15 protein-coding genes are annotated in these 16578 nt (G+C 74.6%); 10 read left to right on the plus strand and 5 right to left on the minus strand.

Annotated features, from left to right (window positions below; translation table 11 throughout):
* Positions 1-399: 399 nt before the first annotated feature.
* Together ACFY00_RS35050 and ACFY00_RS35055 are read left to right on the plus strand one after the other, a co-directional pair.
* On the plus strand, positions 400-2235 hold the full coding sequence (locus ACFY00_RS35050) for an alpha-keto acid decarboxylase family protein (RefSeq protein WP_388037476.1): 1836 nt from the start codon (positions 400-402) through the stop codon (positions 2233-2235).
* Between the two features lie 138 nt (positions 2236-2373).
* Positions 2374-3252: a phosphotransferase family protein gene (locus tag ACFY00_RS35055; RefSeq protein ID WP_388037478.1), complete on the plus strand. Its 879-nt coding sequence runs from the start codon at positions 2374-2376 to the stop codon at positions 3250-3252.
* A gap of 20 nt (positions 3253-3272) precedes the next feature.
* On the opposite strand, the gene ACFY00_RS35060 is transcribed toward ACFY00_RS35055, so the two are convergent.
* On the minus strand, positions 3273-4586 hold the full coding sequence (locus ACFY00_RS35060; RefSeq protein WP_388037480.1) for an LCP family protein: 1314 nt from the start codon (positions 4584-4586) through the stop codon (positions 3273-3275).
* 29 nt (positions 4587-4615) lie between these two features.
* Positions 4616-5128 (minus strand): SigE family RNA polymerase sigma factor, encoded by a 513-nt coding sequence (locus ACFY00_RS35065; protein WP_388037575.1) that lies wholly within the window; start codon positions 5126-5128, stop codon positions 4616-4618.
* A 227-nt stretch (positions 5129-5355) separates the two neighbouring features.
* On the opposite strand from ACFY00_RS35065, the gene ACFY00_RS35070 reads away from it, so the two are divergent.
* From ACFY00_RS35070 to ACFY00_RS35100, 7 genes are all read left to right on the plus strand, one after another.
* On the plus strand, positions 5356-7122 hold the full coding sequence (locus ACFY00_RS35070) for an ABC transporter ATP-binding protein (RefSeq protein ID WP_388037481.1): 1767 nt from the start codon (positions 5356-5358) through the stop codon (positions 7120-7122).
* Between the two features lie 32 nt (positions 7123-7154).
* Positions 7155-7700 carry a GNAT family N-acetyltransferase gene (locus tag ACFY00_RS35075; protein WP_388037483.1) on the plus strand — a complete coding sequence of 182 codons (546 nt, stop codon included), beginning with the start codon at positions 7155-7157 and terminating at the stop codon, positions 7698-7700.
* A gap of 200 nt (positions 7701-7900) precedes the next feature.
* The gene (locus tag ACFY00_RS35080) at positions 7901-8518 is read left to right on the plus strand and encodes an SDR family oxidoreductase (RefSeq protein ID WP_388037484.1); all 618 of its coding nucleotides are present in this window, start codon (positions 7901-7903) and stop codon (positions 8516-8518) included.
* 76 nt (positions 8519-8594) lie between these two features.
* The gene (locus tag ACFY00_RS35085; protein ID WP_388037485.1) at positions 8595-9062 is read left to right on the plus strand and encodes an SRPBCC domain-containing protein; all 468 of its coding nucleotides are present in this window, start codon (positions 8595-8597) and stop codon (positions 9060-9062) included.
* A gap of 76 nt (positions 9063-9138) precedes the next feature.
* On the plus strand, positions 9139-9897 hold the full coding sequence (locus tag ACFY00_RS35090; RefSeq protein WP_388037487.1) for an HAD family hydrolase: 759 nt from the start codon (positions 9139-9141) through the stop codon (positions 9895-9897).
* Positions 9894-12296: a glycoside hydrolase family 65 protein gene (locus tag ACFY00_RS35095; RefSeq protein WP_388037489.1), complete on the plus strand. Its 2403-nt coding sequence runs from the start codon at positions 9894-9896 to the stop codon at positions 12294-12296. The genes ACFY00_RS35090 and ACFY00_RS35095 overlap by 4 nt, the downstream gene beginning before the upstream one ends.
* A 133-nt stretch (positions 12297-12429) precedes the next feature.
* Entirely contained in the window at positions 12430-13596 is a 1167-nt protein-coding gene (locus ACFY00_RS35100) for a S8 family serine peptidase (RefSeq protein ID WP_388037491.1), read from the plus strand.
* A gap of 194 nt (positions 13597-13790) precedes the next feature.
* On the opposite strand, the gene ACFY00_RS35105 is transcribed toward ACFY00_RS35100, so the two are convergent.
* Positions 13791-14264: a carboxymuconolactone decarboxylase family protein gene (locus ACFY00_RS35105; RefSeq protein WP_388037492.1), complete on the minus strand. Its 474-nt coding sequence runs from the start codon at positions 14262-14264 to the stop codon at positions 13791-13793.
* 50 nt (positions 14265-14314) lie between these two features.
* Between ACFY00_RS35105 and ACFY00_RS35110 the strand changes: the two genes are divergently transcribed.
* A complete protein-coding gene (locus tag ACFY00_RS35110) occupies positions 14315-15745 on the plus strand; it encodes a PLP-dependent aminotransferase family protein (RefSeq protein WP_388037493.1) in 1431 nt (476 codons plus the stop codon).
* Here ACFY00_RS35110 and ACFY00_RS35115 read toward each other — a convergent pair.
* Both ACFY00_RS35115 and ACFY00_RS35120 read right to left on the minus strand, forming a co-directional pair.
* Positions 15733-15927, minus strand: a complete 195-nt coding sequence (locus ACFY00_RS35115; RefSeq protein WP_388037495.1) for a DUF6126 family protein — start codon at positions 15925-15927, stop codon at positions 15733-15735. The genes ACFY00_RS35110 and ACFY00_RS35115 overlap by 13 nt on opposite strands.
* Positions 15928-15959: 32 nt before the next feature.
* Complete coding sequence (locus tag ACFY00_RS35120; RefSeq protein WP_388037497.1) at positions 15960-16565, minus strand: helix-turn-helix domain-containing protein; 606 nt, start codon at positions 16563-16565, stop codon at positions 15960-15962.
* Between the last annotated feature and the right edge of the window lie 13 nt (positions 16566-16578).

Consider the following 16578-nt stretch of genomic DNA (forward strand, 5'->3'; position numbering starts at 1 on the left):
GTTGCACTCGCGTCATACAACACGATCTACCGGACCAGGGCCTACCACCAGGGCAGAACCCGCAAATTGATCACAACCAGATACGCGCCCTAGTGGCGGCTCCGCCCGGCTCCGGTCCTGCGTCCGGTCGCCACGGGGGGCGGGAGCGGGCCCCGGAATCCGTTCGATGACACACGATCGGCCCGCCGAAAGGCTTCGAAGGGCTTCGGAAGGCCGATGCCCGTTGGCGGCGGGCGGGGCGGCCCGGTTACGTTGGGTGCCGGATCGATGACCTCGGGTGATCGAATCCGCCCGTACCCGAGGAGCCCGAGCGTGGCCAGGGCCTCCGCCCGCCCCGCCGCACGGTCGAGTGCGCCCGGTCGAGCTCCGCCGGCACCACCACGAGGAGGCAGCACGCCGATGAGCAGCACTGACGAATGGACGGTCGGCCGTTACCTGGCGACCAGGCTCGAACAGTTGGGCATCCGCCACGTCTTCGGCGTGCCGGGCGACCTGCTCGGACCGTTCCTGACGGTCATGCAGGAGACCACCGCGGTGCGCTGGGTCGGCACCCCCACCGAGCTGGGAGCCGGTTACGCCGCCGACGCCTACGCCCGGGTGCGGCTCGCCGACGCCGACGCCGACCGGCCCGAGCAGGGCGTCGCCGCTGTGGGGGTGACGTACAGCGTGGGCGCGTTCAGCCTGCTCAACGCGGTCGGTGGCGCGTACGTCGAGGACGTCCCGCTGATCGTGATCAACGGGGCGCCGTCCTACGAGCAGTGGCTCAACTTCCAGGCGGTGGGCCTGTTGACCACCCACATGAGCCCGCGGCGGGAGAGCAACCTGGAGGTCTACCGACAGGTCACGGTGGACGCGCAGGTCCTGTCCAACCCGGGGTTGGCGCCCTCGCAGATCGACAGCGCGATCACCGCCTGCCTGACCGAGCGCAAGCCGGTCTACCTGGAGGTCATGGAGGACCTCTGGCGGGCGCCCTGCGACGCCCCGCAAGGGCGGCTCCGGGCGCACGAACGGCCGTTCACCGAGCGGAACCGGAGCATCCTGGACAAGGCCGTCGCGGCGGCGGTGGAACTGATCGCGGAGTTCGGCACGCCGATCGTCTGGGCGGGCGAGGAACTCGTGCACCACCGGTTGGAGCGGGAACTCCTGGAGTTCGTCGAGGCCACCGAGATGCAGTTCTGCACCACGGTCGGCGCCAAGTCCGTGGTGTCCGAACGGCATCCGCGGTTCGCCGGCGTCTACAACGGCAAGGCGAGCCTGCCGGAGATCCGCCGGGCCTTCAAGAACGCGGGCTGCCGGATCGGCCTGGGGACGTGGTCCACGTCCAAGAACCTCAACGGCGAGCAGTCCATCGGTGACGACTGGATCGTGGCGGCCCGCGGCGGCGTCAGCGTCGGCGCCCAGTACTTTCCGGACGTCCAACTCGGCCGGTTCGTACCGGCGTTGCAGACCGCACTGGCGGGCCGGACGTTCCCCGCCGACCACTTCGCGCTGGCCCGCGAGGCGGGCCTGGACGTCCCGTCCACCACCGCCGAGTTCCTGGACTCGCTGAGCTCCGAGTACGGGGCCCGGACCGAACTGACCTACGACAGCTTCTTCGAGCGCGTCAACCACTTCCTGGAACACGAGGCCACCGGCGGCGACCCCGAAGCCCCCTCGCCCTTCACGGTGGTCTCGGACGCGGCGTTCGCACTGCTCGGCTCGATGAACCTGCGCATCACCGAACGGGCCGGCTTCCTCGCGCAGAACAGCTGGCTGTCCATCGGCTACTCCGTCGGCGCGGCCACCGGAGTGGCGCTCGGCCGACAGCAGCCGCTGAAGCGCCCGCTGGTCTTCGTCGGCGACGGCTCGTTCCAGGAGATCTGCCAGGAACTGTCCACCCACGTCCGCCACCATCTGCGGCCGGTGGTCTTCGTCCTCGACAACGAGGGCTTCTACGGCATCGAGCAGATGCTGGTCAGCCCCTGCTACTACAAGGGGAAGCCGTCCGACGGGGCCGACTTCTACAACGTGCTGCACCCGTGGCGCTACGAGAAGCTGGCGGAGGTCTTCGGCTCGGAGAAGGACCGGATGCACGGCTTCGAACTCAGCACCCACGCCGAGCTCGACTCCCTCCTCGCCGACCTCGCCGACCCCGGCAACGACCTCAACCACGCCCCGGTCCTCGCCCGCGTCCGCCTCAGCCGGCACGACTACCCCAGGGCCCTCCAGTACAAGATCGACGAGAACTGCCACTGACCCGTCACCGGCCCGCCACACCTCCTCCGGCGTACCGGGCGCCCCGGGCCGCGTGCCCCCGTACGCCCTTCCTGCCCCGCCGGGGGCGCGCGGCACACTGGGCGGCGGCCCCGGACGCCGAGCGGAACGAGCCGAGACGTGGACTGCCTCACCCCTGCCGCCCTGCTCGCCGAAGCCTGCACCGCCGCCGGGCGGCCCAGCGCCGGAGCGCAGCTGATCCGGGCGGGCGAGAACACCCTGTGGCGGCTGCCCGGCGGGGTGGTCGCCCGGATCGGACGGCCCGGCCAACTCGCGGCGGCACGGAAGGAGTTGGCCGTCGCCCGGTGGCTGCGCCGACACCGGGTGCCCGCCGTCCGGCCGCTCGACCACCCGGCCGCGCCGCTGGTCGTCCGCGACCGCCCGGCCACCTTCTGGTACGAGCTGCCGCCGCACCGGCCCGGCACCGCGACCGAGTTGGCCGCCGCGCTGCGCCGCCTGCACCGACTGCCGCCGCCCGAGGCCGAGTTGGGCGCCCTCGACCCGTTCGTCCGGCTCCCCGAGCGGATCGACGCCGCCGACCTGGACCGCCCGCACCGCCGACGGCTGCACGCCCGGCTGGCCGAACTGCGCACCGCCTGGCGGGAGATCGCCCTCCCGGCCGGGGAGCCGCGGGTCGTCCACGGCGACGCCTGGAGCGGCAACCTCGCGGTCACCGCCACCGCCGCCCACCTGCTGGACTTCGAACGCACCGCGCTCGGCCCGGTCGAGTGGGACCTGACCACCACCGCCGTCGGCCGCCACACCTTCGGCACCGTCCCGCCCGGGACGTACGCCGCGTTCTGCGCCGCGTACGGCGCCGACGTCACCGAGTCGCCCGGCTACCCGGTGCTCCGCGACATCCGCGAACTGCGGCTCACCTGCTACGCGCTGCAGCAGTCCGGCACCGACCCGCGCCACCGCGCCCAGGCCCGCTACCGCCTGGCCTGCCTGCTCGGCGAGCACGGGCCCCGCCCCTGGGGCTGGACGCCGCTCGGCTGAGCCCCGCCCCGCGCCGACCGTCAGTCCACGCAGGGCACCCCGCCCAGCTCCACCGGCTCCGGCAGGTAGCGCACGACCGCGGGACCGCCGTCGGCGGACGGCGCCGGGGAGGCCGACGCACCGGGCGGCGTCGAGGACGCCGGGTCGTCGCCCAGCAGGATGCTCCGGGCCGCACCCCGCACCGCCAGGAAGCCGTTGTCGCCGTCGTCCTCGGTCACCGGCAGCGTCCGGAGGGCGCCCCGCCCGGCGGCCAGCGCCGGGACCTGGCGGACGAAGTCCACCGGGTTCCAGCCCTGGTCCACCACCAGGCTGTCGTCCAGCGCCCGGTACAGGGCGTCGAGCCGGGCGGCGCTGGTCAGCGTCCCGCCGGAGCGCAGCTTCTCCACCACCCCCGCCAGGAACGCCTGGGCCCGCCGGGTGCGCTCCAGGTCGCTGCCCCCGCCGACGCCGTGCCGCTGCCGGACGAAGGCGAGCGCCTGGGCGGCCCCCAGCTCCTGCCGCCCGGCCGGGAGGCGGGCCCCGCTGTACGGGTCGTCCACCGGGTGGTTCAGGCAGACCGGGACGCCGCCGAGGGCCTGCGCGGTGCGGTAGAAACCGACCATCGACACCTCCGCGTAGTGGTCGACCCGGACGTCGGTCAGCCGCTCCACCGACTTGAGCAGCGCCAGGCGCCCCGCCTCCTGGGCGCGGGTGCGGAGCGCGTCGCCCGCCACGCCGTCACGGCCCAGGCTCTCCAGCGCGGTCCGTTCGGCGTTCGGGTAGACCTGGTTGAGCGCCACCGCCCTGCCGTCGGTGTCCTGGACCACCACGTCCCGGGGCAGCGACAGCTCCCGCACCTCGCCGCCGCCCGCCGGGATGTGCACCAGCATCAGGGTGTCGGTGACGCCCGCCCTGGCCGCCGCGCCCGCCGCGCCGCTGTGCAGGTCGCCGCGGAGCAGTTCCTCCGGCACCGGCTCGCCCCGCGCGTCCCGGGCGTCGTCGGTGCCGACCAGCAGCACCGTCGCCCCGTCGGACAGCGGCGCCGGGACGGGGTCCGGGCCCGCGTGGGCCAGCTCCACCGCCGAGGTCCGCTCCCCGGGGAGGTCGCGCGGCGCCACCAGCACCCCCGCCCCGACCGCGATCGCCGCGGTCAGCGCCCCCGCCAGCAGCACCGTGCGCCGCCGCCGGGCCCGCTTGCGCCGCCGCCCGGCGGCCAGCCCGCCGTCGACCAGCCGGGCCGTCACCTCCGGCCCCGGCCCGCCGCCCGTCAGCCCGAACGCCGCCCCCAACTGCACCTCGAACTCCCCGTCCCCGCCGTCCCCGTGGCGCGCCGCGCCGTCCGTCCAGCCGTCCACTGCCCCGCTCCGTCCGTCGTGCTCCGGGTTCACCGCGCCACCAGCTCCGCCAGGTCCCCGCCCAGCAGCCCGCGCAGCTTGGCCAGCGCCCGCGAGCACCTGGTCCGCACCGCCGCCGAGCTGTCCCGCACGATCGCCGCGGTCTCCTCCACGCTGCGGTCCTCCCAGTACCTGAGCACCACCACCGCCCGGTCCCGGGGCGGCAGTTGGGAGAGCGCCTCGACCAGCGCGAGCCGCAGCGCCGAGTCCGGCCCGTCCTCGGCGACCTCCGGCAGCAGCCGGCTGGGCCGCTCGCTGCTGCTGCGCCGCCGCTGATGGGTCAGGTACGCCCGGACCAGCACGGTCTGCGCGTACCCGGCCGGGTTGTCGATCCGCCCGGCCCAGCTCGGCCGGTTCAGCCGGTGCCAGTGCGCGTACATCTGCCCCAGGGTGTCCTGCACCAGGTCCTCCGACAGGTGGGTGTCCCCGCCGGTGAGGAAGTACGCCGAGCGGTAGAGCTGCCCGGACCGGGCCGTCGCGAACGCGACGAACTCCTCCTCCATGGCGGCCTGCCGTCGCGCCGTGCCCACGTTCTCTCCCCTCGCCCGATCCGCCCTATGACGGTCCGGGGCGCCGGGATGTTTCACCCGTTCCCGGATCCGCTCCGGGGCGCCGGAGAACACGTCCGTCCGTGGAGTATCACTGTCCGGTTGCGGACAGCCCCGGCGCCCCCGCCCGCTGGAAGGATGGGACGGCACCGCCCCGCTCGTCCCCGTACTGGAGTCCCCCCATGGCCCTGCCCGACGGATCGCTCAGCCACCGCTACCGGGGCGAGCACCCCGTCCGCACCCTGCTGTTCCTCTTCCGCCCCGACCGCACCCGGGTCCTCGGCGCGGTCGGCGTCTTCTTCGCCAAGCACGCCCCCGTCTGGCTGCTGCCGCTGATCACCGCCAACATCGTCGACGTGGTGGTCAAGCACCGCGACATATCCGTGCTGTGGTGGAACTCCGCCGTCCTGCTGGCCATCCTGCTGCTCAACCTGCCCCTGCACATGCTGTACGTGCACTGGATGCACGGCTCGATCCGCCGGATGGGCACCCGGCTGCGCTCCGCGCTGTGCCACCGGATGCAGCAACTGTCCATCGGCTACCACTCCCGGGTCAGCGCGGGCGTCCTGCAGGCCAAGGTGATCCGGGACGTCGAGGGCATCGAGACCGCCTCCCAGCAGACCGCCGACAACGGCCTGGCCGCGATCGCCACCCTGCTCGGCGGCCTGGTCGTGATCGCGGTCCAGACCCCCGCCTTCCTGCCGGTCTTCCTGGTCCTCGTCCCCGCCAGCGCCCTGCTGGTGGTCCGGCTGCGCGAGCGGCTGCGCAGCCAGAACGAGTCCTTCCGCCGCGAGGTCGAGCAACTCTCCTCCCGCATCGGCGAGATGACCACCCTGATCCCGATCACCCGGGCGCACGGCCTGGAGCGCACCGCGCTGCGCCGGGTCGACCGCACCCTGGGCCGGGTCCTCGACGAGGGCCTGCGCCTGGACCTGCTCAACGGCCGCTTCGGTTCGATGTCCTGGATCCTGCTCAACGCGATCGGCGTCGGCTGCCTGGCCGGCTCCGCGCTGGTCGCCTACTACGGCTGGATGGACGTCACCCCCGGCGCCGTCGTCATGCTCAGCGCCTACTTCTCCTCCCTCACCGGCTCCGTGACCACCCTGCTCACCCTCACCCCGCAGCTCGGCAAGGGCCTGGCCTCGGTCCGCTCGGCCGGCGAGGTGCTGCAGGCCCCCGACCTGGAGGAGAACTCCGGCAAGGCGGAGGTCACGGGCGTCACCGGCCGGATCGACTTCCAGGGTGTCGGCCACAGCTACCCCGGCGCGGACGCCCCGTCCGTCACCGGCTTCGACCTCTCCGTCCGCCCCGGCGAGACCATCGCCCTGGTCGGCGCGTCCGGCGCGGGTAAGTCCACCGTCCTCAACCTGGTGATCGGCTTCCTGCGCCCCACCGAGGGCCGGATCCTGCTCGACGGCCGCGACATGGAGGAGCTGGACCTGCGCTCCTACCGCACGTTCCTCTCCGTCGTCCCGCAGGAGTCCATCCTGTTCGAGGGCAGCATCCGGGAGAACGTCACCTACGGCATGAAGGACGTCCCCGAGGAGACCGTGCTCGCCGCCCTGCGCGACGCCAACGCCCTCGAGTTCATCGAACGCCTCCCCGACGGCCTCGACACCGTGGTCGGCGAACGCGGCGCCCGCCTCTCCGGCGGCCAGAAGCAGCGCCTGGCCATCGCCCGCGCCCTGATCCGGGACCCGCGCGTGCTGGTCCTGGACGAGGCCACCTCCGCCCTGGACTCCCGCTCCGAGGCGCTCGTCCAGCAGGCCCTGGCCCGCCTGGTGCGCGGCCGCACCGTCTTCGTCGTCGCCCACCGCCTCTCCACCATCCGCGGCGCCGACCGGATCGTCGTCATGCGCGACGGACGCATCGCCGAGGTCGGCTCGCACGCCGAACTCCTGCGCACCGGCGGCCCGTACGCCGGCCTGCAGGCCGCCCAGCTCGCCTGAAACGCCCTCATCACGGAACAGGACCACCCCGCATGACCGATCCGCTCAGCGGCAGACTCGTCCGGCTCAGGGAGCTCCGCGAGACCGACCTCCCCCGCCTCACCGCCTGGTGGCGCGAGCCCGGCCTCGCGATCCAGCAGGTCACCGGCCCCGTCCACCCCCAGCCCGACGCCCGGCTCGCCGACATGTTCCGCTCCTGGAGCCAGAACACCGGCACCGACCTCGGCCTCTCCGTCGAAACCCTCGACACCGGCGACCTGGCCGGCCACGTCACCCTCTACGGCGCCACCCCCAAGGACCGCTGCGCCACCCTCGCCATCATCATCGGCCCGCCCCACCAGGACCGCGGCCTCGGCACCGACGTCCTGCGCACCACCATCCGCTACGGCTTCGCCGAACTCGGCCTCCACCGCATCGAACTCACCGTCAACGGCTACAACACCCGCGCCCTCGCCGCCTACCGCCGAGCCGGCTTCACCGAGGAGGGCCGCCGCCGCGAAGCGGTCTTCCGCGCGGGCAGCTGGCACGACCAGGTCCAGATGGGCGTCCTCTCCACCGAGTGGCACGAGGACGCCTGACCGGCGGGACCAGAGGACGCGAAACCAGGGGCGCGAGGAACTGCGCGGCCAACCGTGCACGCCCAGCCGGATCGCGACGCAGGACAGTGTCTTGCACTATCCCGCGGCCCCGCTGACGTGCTCCTCCGCAGCGCGCAGTTCCCCGCGCCCCCGTCCGCCCAGGTTTCGCCCCCGGCGCCTCGCGGGTAGCGTCGCGTTCCATGGACGTGGTGATCGCAGGCGGGCACGGCAAGATCGCGTTGCGGCTCTCGAAGCTGCTCTCCACCCGGGGCGACACCGTCGCCGGGCTGATCCGGAACCCGGCGCAGGCGGGCGACCTGCACGCGGTGGGCGCCAGGCCGGTGGTGTGCGACCTGGAGTCGGCCCCGGTGGAGGAGCTGGCGGAGCACCTCGCGGGCGCGGACGCGGTGGTGTTCGCGGCGGGGGCGGGGCCGAACAGCGGGGCGGCGCGGAAGGAGACCGTCGACCGGGACGGGGCGGTGCTGCTGGCGGAGGCGGCGCGGCGGGCGGGGGTGCGGCGGTACCTGCTGGTGTCCTCGATGGGCCTGGACGGGATCGGCGACCCGGCCCTCACGCCGGAGTTCGACGCGTACCTGAGGGCGAAGCGCGCGGCGGAGGAGGCGGTGAAGGAGCGCCCGCTGGACTGGACGGTGCTGCGCCCGGCGGCGCTGACCGACGCCCCGACCGAGCGGCACGCGCACCTCGCCCCGCCGCCGAACCGCCCCGGCCAGGTCTCCCGGGACGAGGTGGCGCACACCCTGGTCCGGCTGCTGGACGACGCGTCGACGATCCACCAGACCCTGGAGCTCACGACCTGACCGAGGCCCGGCCGCGACCCGACCGCGGTTGCCCGGCCCGGCGCCGGGCGGGATGGTGGTGGTTGAGGTGAGTGCGATGGCCGAGATCGCCCTGCAGGTCGACGTCGCGGCGCCCCGGGAGCGGCTGCTCGCGGCGCTGGACACCCGGGAGGGGCTGGCGTCCTGGTGGACCACCGAGCTGGACCGGGACGGCGACGACCTGCTGTTCACGGTGCCGGACGCTCCGCAGCCGCTGCGCCTGCGCCGGGAGCGCGCGGACCTGGAGCGGGTGGCCTGGCGCAGCGTCGGGGTGTTCCCGCCCGCCTGGCAGGGCACCACGGTGACCTGGGACTTCTTCGACCACCCGGACGGTGCGCGGCAGTCGTTGCTGCTGCTGCGCCACCTGGGCTGGGCGGTGGACGCGGGCCCCGCGGTGCCGGTGGCGGCGGGCCGCTGGGCCGAGCTGGTCGTCCGGTTGAAGGACTACGCGCAGAGCGGCCGCCCGCAGCCGCTGTTCGTCCCGCAGCCGCACCCGCACCCGGGGGTGCACGCGGAGGCGGACTGAGGGCGGGCGCGGGGTGCGACGCGCCGTTTCCGGCGATGACCGGCATGGAGCGGGGCGTACGGGTGAGACTGGCGGCATGTTGGGACTTCCGGACCGCATCAAGGCCTTCCTGTTCGACCTGGACGGGGTGCTGACCCAGACCGCGAAGGTGCACGCCGCGGCCTGGAAGGACATGTTCGACACCTTCCTGCGCGCCGAAGCGGCCCGCGCCGGAACCGAGTTCGTGCCGTTCGACCCGGTCCGCGAGTACGACCGGTACGTGGACGGGCGGCCCCGACTGGACGGCACCCGGCAGTTCCTGGCCTCGCGCGGGATCGAGCTGCCCGAGGGCACCCCGCAGGACCCGCCGGGCACCCGCACCGTCAACGGCCTGTCCAGCGCGAAGAACGACACCGTGCTGCGGATGATCCACGAGCAGGGCGTGCAGCCGTACGAGGGCTCGGTGGCGTACCTGCGCCGGCTGCGCGAGCTGGGGCTGCCGCGCGCGGTGGTCTCCTCCAGCGCGAACTGCCGGGACGTGCTGCGGGCCGCCGGGATCGACGACCTGTTCGAGGTGGTGGTGGACGGGCTGTCCGCGGCCCGCGACCACCTGGCGGGCAAGCCCGCGCCGGACACCTTCCTGGCGGCCGCGCGGCAGCTGGGGGTGGCCCCGGAGCACGCCGCGGTGTTCGAGGACGCGCTGGCGGGCGTCGCGGCCGGTCGGTCGGGCGGGTTCGGCGCGGTGGTGGGCGTGAACCGCACCGGCCAGGCGCAGGCGCTGCGCGAGCACGGCGCGTCCCTGGTGGTCGACGACCTGTCCCAGTTGCTGGAGGAGCACGGAGGGGAGCGCGGATGAGCCCGTCGGAGGCGTTCACCGTCGACCCGTGGGGGATCACCGAGCACGGCCTGGACCTGCCCGGGCAGGCCCGCGCCGAGTCGGTGTTCGCGCTGTCCAACGGCCACATCGGGCTGCGCGGCAACCTGGACGAGGGCGAGCCGCACGGCCTGCCCGGCACCTACCTGAACGGCGTGTTCGAGCTGCGGCCGCTGCCGTACGCGGAGAGCGGCTACGGCTTCCCGGAGTCCGGGCAGAGCGTCATCAACGTCACCAACGGCAAGCTGATCCGGCTGCTGGTCGACGACGAGCCGTTCGACCTGCGCTACGGCGAGCTGCGCAGCCACCGGCGGACGCTGGACTTCCGGGACGGCATCCTGCGCCGGGAGGCGGAGTGGACCTCGCCGGCCGGGCGGACGGTGCGGGTGACCTCCGCCCGGCTGGTGTCGCTGACCCAGCGGGCGGTGTGCGCGATCGACTACACGGTGGAGGCCGTGGACGGGCCGGTGCGGATCGTGCTGCAGTCCGAGCTGGTCGCCAACGAGCAGCTGCCGGGCGGCGCGGGCGACGGCGACCCGCGGGCGGCGGCCGTGCTGGAGGCCCCGCTGGCCGCGGAGCTGCGGCACGCCGACGGAACCAAGGGCGTGCTGGTGCACCGCACCCGGTTCTCCGGGCTGCGGGTCGCGGCCGGCATCGACCACGTGATCGACGGCCCGGAGCGGATCGACACCGCCGCCGAGTGCTCCGACGACCAGGCCCGGGTCACCGCGACCACGGTGCTGAACGCCGGGCAGAAGCTGCGCCTGGTCAAGTACGTCGCGTACGGCTGGTCGGCGACCCGTTCGCTGCCCGCCGTCCGGGACCAGGTGGAGGCGGCGCTGACCGCGGCCCGGTACACCGGCTGGGACGGGCTGGTGGCCGAGCAGAAGGAGTACCTGGGCCGGTTCTGGAGCGAGAACGACATCGAGATCGAGGGCGACGTCGAACTCCAGCAGGCCGTCCGGTTCGCGCTGTTCCACGTGCTGCAGGCGGGCGCCCGCAGCGAGGAGCGGGCCATCCCGGCCAAGGGCCTGACCGGCCCCGGCTACGACGGGCACTCGTTCTGGGACACCGAGACCTTCGTGCTGCCGGTGCTCACCTACTGCCTGCCGGACGCGGTCAAGCAGGCGCTGCGCTGGCGGCACACCACGCTGCCGATGGCCCGCGAGCGGGCGGCCCAACTCGGCCTGGCGGGCGCGGTGTTCCCGTGGCGGACGATCCGCGGCGAGGAGTGCTCCGGGTACTGGCCGGCCGGTACCGCGGCGTTCCACATCGGGGCGGACATCGCAGCCGCCGTGGTCCGCTACGTCCGGGCCACCGGCGACACCGAGTTCGAGCGCACCCACGGCCTGGAGCTGCTGGTGGAGACCGCCCGGATGTGGCGCTCGCTGGGCCACCACGACGCCAAGGGCAACTTCCGGATCGAGGGCGTCACCGGGCCGGACGAGTACTCGGCGGTCGCCGACAACAACGTGTTCACCAACGTGATGGCGCAGTCCAACCTGTGGAACGCGGCGGACACCGCGCTGAAGTACCGGCACGAGTCCTCGCTGCTGGGGGTGGACACCGAGGAGGCCGCGGCCTGGCGCGACGCCGCCGACAAGATGTTCATCCCGTACGACGAGCAGATCGGGGTGCACCCGCAGGCCGACGGGTTCACCGACCACCAGATGTGGGACTTCGACGCCACCCCGCCCGAGAAGTACCCGCTGCTGCTGCACTACCCGTACTTCGACCTGTACCGCAAGCAGGTGGTCAAGCAGGCCGACCTGGTGCTCGCCATGCAGGTCCGCGGCGACGTGTTCACGCCCGAGCAGAAGGCCCGCAACTTCGCCTACTACGAGCAGCTGACCGTCCGCGACTCCTCGCTGTCCGCCTGCACCCAGGCGGTGATCGCCGCCGAGGTCGGGCAGCTCGACCTGGCCTACGACTACACCGCCGAAGCCGCCCTGATGGACCTGCACGACCTCGGCGGCAACACCCGCGACGGCCTGCACATGGCCTCGCTGGCCGGGGCCTGCATCGCCCTGGTCGCCGGGTTCGGCGGCCTGCGCGACCACACCGAGCTGCTGTCCTTCCGGCCCCGGCTGCCCGCCGGGCTGCAGCGGCTGCGCTTCTCGATGACCGTGCGCGAGCACCTGCTGCAGGTCGACATCACCCACGCCACCACCACCTACACCCTGCGGCGCGGCAGCGTGCTGCCCGTCCTGCACGACGACGAGCAGCTACGGGTCGAGGCCGGCAAGCCCGTCAGCCGCCCCACCGCGAAGATCCCCGACCCCGGCGAACGCCCCGTCCAGCCGCCCGGCCGGGCCCCCGCCCGGCGGCACGGCCAGGCGGGCGTCAAGGTCGGGGCGGTCGACCACCTGCCCGCCGAGTAGCGCCCTGGGCCGGTCGGATGAACGTACGTGTACCGATCCGACCGGCCGTCAACACTCCCTGCACCCCCGTGAACCGGCGGGTGCGGGGAGTCCGCCTTCCGCCTCCGGTTCCGCTCCCCGAACGGAGGCCCCGTTGCGCCCCCTCGCGCTCACCGCCGCCCTGCTCACCGCCCTCACCGGCCTCACCGCCGCCCCCGCCCACGCCGCCCCCCGCTGGGTCCGCACCTGCGCCGCCCCCGCCCGCGCCGACACCGCCTCCTGCAACGCCCTGCGGGTCATCCGGCCGACCGCCGCCGACGACACCGCCAGCGGCTACGGCCCCGCCGACCTGCTGGCCGCGTACGGGCTGCCCGCCGACGGCGGCGAAGGCGCCACCATCGCCGTCGTCGACGCCTACGACCACCCCCGCGCCGAAGCCGACCTCGACGTCTACCGCCGCCACTACGGCCTCCCCGCCTGCACCGCCGACACCGGCTGCTTCCGCAAGACCGACCAGCGCGGCGGCACCCGGCTGCCCCGCGGCAACACCGCCTGGGCCGGGGAGATCGCCCTCGACCTCGCCGTGGTCTCCGCGATCGCCCCGCGCGCCCGGATCCTCCTGGTCGAAGCCGACAGCGCCGCCGTCGGCAACCTCGGCACGGCCGTCAACACCGCCGTCGCCCTCGGCGCCCAGTACGTGTCGATCAGCTGGGGCGCCACCGAGAGCGCCAACGCGGCCGACTACGACAGCCGCTACTTCGACCACCCCGGCACCGTCATCGCCGCCGCCTCCGGCGACGCCGGGTACGGCGTCAACTTCCCCGCCTCCTCCCCGCACGTCGTCGCCGTCGGCGGCACCACCCTCCGCCCCGACGGCTCGCCCCGCGGCTGGGCCGAGACCGCCTGGGCCACCGGCCCCGACGAGGGCACCGCGAGCGGCTGCTCCGGCCAACTCCCCAAGCCCGCCTGGCAGACCGACCCCGGCTGCGCCCGCCGCACCGTCGCCGACCTCGCCGCCGTCGCCGACCCCGCGACCGGCGTCGCCGTCTACCAGACCTACGGCGGCAACGGCTGGTACACCTACGGCGGGACCTCCGCCGCCGCCCCGCTCATCGCCGCCGCCTACGCCCTCGCCGGGCCCCCGCCCCCCGGCAGCCGCCCCGCCTCCTTCCCCTACCGCAACCCCGCCGCCCTCCACGACATCACCACCGGCGCCACCACCACCTGCACCCCGGCCTACCTCTGCACCGCCGGTCCCGGCTACGACGGCCCCACCGGCCTCGGCACCCCGAACGGCACGGCGGCCTTCCGAGGGCTCTGAGAGAGCACCGCCAGGGGCGCGGGGAGACCTGCTGCGCCAGACGCTGCGAAGCCAGGGGCGCGGGGAACTGCGCGGCCAACCGAGCACCCACAGCCAGATCGCCACGCAGGACGAGAACTTGCACTATCCGGCGACCTTGCTGACGTGCGACTCCCGAAGCGCGCAGTTCCCCGCGCCCCCGGCTTCGCGCCGCGCTACCGCTTCGGCGCCGGCGTCAGCCGGCTGGTCACGCCCACCCGGTTGAGCGCGTTGATCGCGCAGATCAGCCCGATCAGGTGCGCCAGCTCGTCCGCCGAGAAGTGCTTCGCCGCCTCGTCGAACACCGCGTCCGGGACGCGGCTCTCGGCGACCAGGGTGACCGACTCGGTGAGGGCCAGCGCGGCGCGCTCGCGGGCGGTGAAGTACGGGGTCTCCCGCCACGCGGCGAGGGTGTCGAGCCGGTGCTCCCGCTCGCCCTTCGCGCGGGCGTCGCCCGCGTGCTTGTCCAGGCAGTACGCGCAGCCGTTGATCTGCGAGGCGCGCAGGTTGACCAGTTCGGTGACCACCGGGTCGGCGAGGCCGGCGATCGCGGCGCGGGAGGCGTCCATCAGGGCGCGGTGGAACCCGGGGGCGCGCTCGCGCAGCGAGATGCGGGGGGCGGGGGCGGGAACGGTGGATTCGTCGGTCATACGGCCCACCGTAGGCGCGCGGTGGCCCGGTGGCGTGGTTCATTTGGGGGATGGATTCCTGGGCCACTTTCGGCGGCGACCTGCACCTCGACCTGGACGCCGGACGGGCCCGCGGCCTGGGTCTGCGCGCCGCCCTGGAGGACGCGCTGCGCACCGCCGTCCGCGACGGCCGCCTCGCGGCCGGGACGCGGCTGCCGTCCTCCCGGGCGCTCGCCGTCGACCTGGGCATCGCCCGCAACACCATCGCCGAGGCGTACACCCAGCTCGCCGCCGAGGGCTGGCTGGCCTCCCGACAGGGCTCCGGCACGGTGATCGCCGAGCGCGGCCCGCAGTCGGCGCCCGCCGCCCCGCCGCCCGGCCTGCGCGCGCCGCGCCCGCCCGCGCACAACCTGCGCCCCGGCTCGCCCGACCTGAGCCGCTTCCCGCGCGGGGCCTGGCTGGCGGCGGCCCGCCGGGCGCTGGCGACCGCCCCGCACGAGGCGTTCGGCTACGGCGACCCGCGCGGCCGGATCGAGCTGCGCCGCGCCCTGGCCGCCTACCTGGCCCGGGCCCGCGGGGTGCGCACCGACCCGGAGCGGCTGCTGATCTGCACCGGCTACCTGCAGGGCCTGGGCCTGCTCTGCGCCGCCCTGCGCGAGCACGGTCTGACGGCCGTCGCGGTGGAGGAGTACGGGCTGCCGCCGCAGCACGCGGCGATCACCGCGCGCGGCCTCGCCCTGCGCCCGCTGCCGCTGGACGAGGGCGGTGCCCGGACGGACGAACTGGCCCGCACCGACGCCGGGTTGGCGGTGCTCACCCCGGCCCACCAGTTCCCCACCGGGGTGCCGCTGCGGGCCTCCCGGCGGGCCGCGGCGGTCGACTGGGCCCGGCAGGGCGGCGGCTACCTGCTGGAGGACGACTACGACGGTGAGTTCCGCTACGACCGGCACGCGATCGGCGCGATGCAGGCCCTCGACCCCGAGCGGGTGGTGTACGCGGGCACCGCCGCCAAGTCGCTGGCGCCCGGCCTGCGGCTGGCCTGGCTGGCGCTGCCCGCCGCCCTGGTCGAACCGGTGGCCCGGCACAAGCGGCTGGCCGACCTGCAGAGCGGCGCCCTGGAGCAGCTCACCCTGGCCGAGCTGATCGACTCCGGCGACTACGACCGGCACGTCCGGCGCAGCCGCCACCTGCTGCGCCGCCGCCGCGACCGGCTGGTCGAGGTGCTGGCCGAACGCGCCCCGGCGGTCCGGGTCACCGGCCTCAACGCGGGCCTGCACGCCGTCCTGGAACTGCCCGCCGACGGCCCCGACGAGGACGAACTCCTGCGCCGCGCCCGGCAGTCGGGCCTGGCCCTGAACACCCTGGGCTGGCACCTGGCCCCCGGCGCGAACCCCGTCCCGGGGCGGCACCCCGGGCTGGTGATCGGCTACGGCACGCCGCCCGAGCACGCCTTCGGGGCCGCGCTCGACGCGCTGTGCGACCTGCTCGCTCAGCCCTTGTGACTGCCCACGTAGAACAGCAGGAACAGGAAGCCGACGAACACGTGGCCCGAGACGATGTAGATCCACACCCGGATCCACACCCGGTTCGAGGCGCGGTAGCCCGCGTCGAAGGTCTCCGCGTACTTCGGGACGGTCGGGGCGGTCGGGACGGGGGCGGGGGCGGGCTTTCCGATGTCGGTCATGGCGCGGTCTCCTGACGGGGAGGCGGGACGGGCTACAGTCGCGGGGCGTCGCCCAGGCACAGGTCGCCGCCGGGGCTCTGCAACAGCGTGTGGACGAAGATCAGGTCGAGGCCGGCGGCGGAGTCCGCGGCGATCACGTGCGGCGTCATCGAGTCGAAGTGCGCGGAGTCGCCCTCGTCCAGGACGTGGACCCGGTCGCCCAGCGTCAGCTTCATCCGCCCCTTGGTGACGTACAGCCACTCCTCGCCGGGGTGCACCCGCACCACCGCGTCCTGCGTGCTCGGCGGCACGTGCACCCGCAGCGCCTGCATGGCCCGGCCCTGCGCCCCGGCCCGCCGGTAGCCCCAGCCCCCGGCCCGGCCCGGCTCGATCCGGCCGCCCCGGATCACCGGGTCCGGCCCGCCGGGCTGCTCGCCGAGCAACTCGGCCACGCTCGTCCCGTACGCCCGGGCCAGGCCCAGCAGCACCGGCAGCGAGGGCTGCCGCCGCCCGGTCTCCAGGCGGGACAAGTAAGCTGGCGAGAGACCCACCCGGGCCGCCGCGACCTCCAGCGTCAACCGGCTGGAGACCCGCTGCTCCCGCAGTCGCGCGCCGAGGCCCGCGACCTCCTGGTCCTCGTCGTGAGGGCTGTCCGTCATGCGACCAGTGGAC

The organism is Kitasatospora sp. NPDC001540 (assembly GCF_042894345.1).
Taxonomy (GTDB): domain Bacteria; phylum Actinomycetota; class Actinomycetes; order Streptomycetales; family Streptomycetaceae; genus Kitasatospora; species Kitasatospora phosalacinea_C.

Bases quoted from the DNA above. Each gene is read 5' to 3' on its own strand.
- ACFY00_RS35050 (WP_388037476.1), top strand. From the start codon at position 400: ATGAGCAGCACTGACGAATGGACGGTCGGCCGTTACCTGGCGACCAGG.
- ACFY00_RS35065 (WP_388037575.1), bottom strand. From the start codon at position 5,128: ATGGAGGAGGAGTTCGTCGCGTTCGCGACGGCCCGGTCCGGGCAGCTC.
- ACFY00_RS35070 (WP_388037481.1), top strand. From the start codon at position 5,356: ATGGCCCTGCCCGACGGATCGCTCAGCCACCGCTACCGGGGCGAGCAC.
- ACFY00_RS35075 (WP_388037483.1), top strand. From the start codon at position 7,155: ATGACCGATCCGCTCAGCGGCAGACTCGTCCGGCTCAGGGAGCTCCGC.
- ACFY00_RS35080 (WP_388037484.1), top strand. From the start codon at position 7,901: ATGGACGTGGTGATCGCAGGCGGGCACGGCAAGATCGCGTTGCGGCTC.
- ACFY00_RS35085 (WP_388037485.1), top strand. From the start codon at position 8,595: ATGGCCGAGATCGCCCTGCAGGTCGACGTCGCGGCGCCCCGGGAGCGG.
- ACFY00_RS35090 (WP_388037487.1), top strand. From the start codon at position 9,139: ATGTTGGGACTTCCGGACCGCATCAAGGCCTTCCTGTTCGACCTGGAC.
- ACFY00_RS35095 (WP_388037489.1), top strand. From the start codon at position 9,894: ATGAGCCCGTCGGAGGCGTTCACCGTCGACCCGTGGGGGATCACCGAG.
- ACFY00_RS35105 (WP_388037492.1), bottom strand. From the start codon at position 14,264: ATGACCGACGAATCCACCGTTCCCGCCCCCGCCCCCCGCATCTCGCTG.
- ACFY00_RS35110 (WP_388037493.1), top strand. From the start codon at position 14,315: ATGGATTCCTGGGCCACTTTCGGCGGCGACCTGCACCTCGACCTGGAC.
- ACFY00_RS35115 (WP_388037495.1), bottom strand. From the start codon at position 15,927: ATGACCGACATCGGAAAGCCCGCCCCCGCCCCCGTCCCGACCGCCCCG.
- ACFY00_RS35120 (WP_388037497.1), bottom strand. From the start codon at position 16,565: ATGACGGACAGCCCTCACGACGAGGACCAGGAGGTCGCGGGCCTCGGC.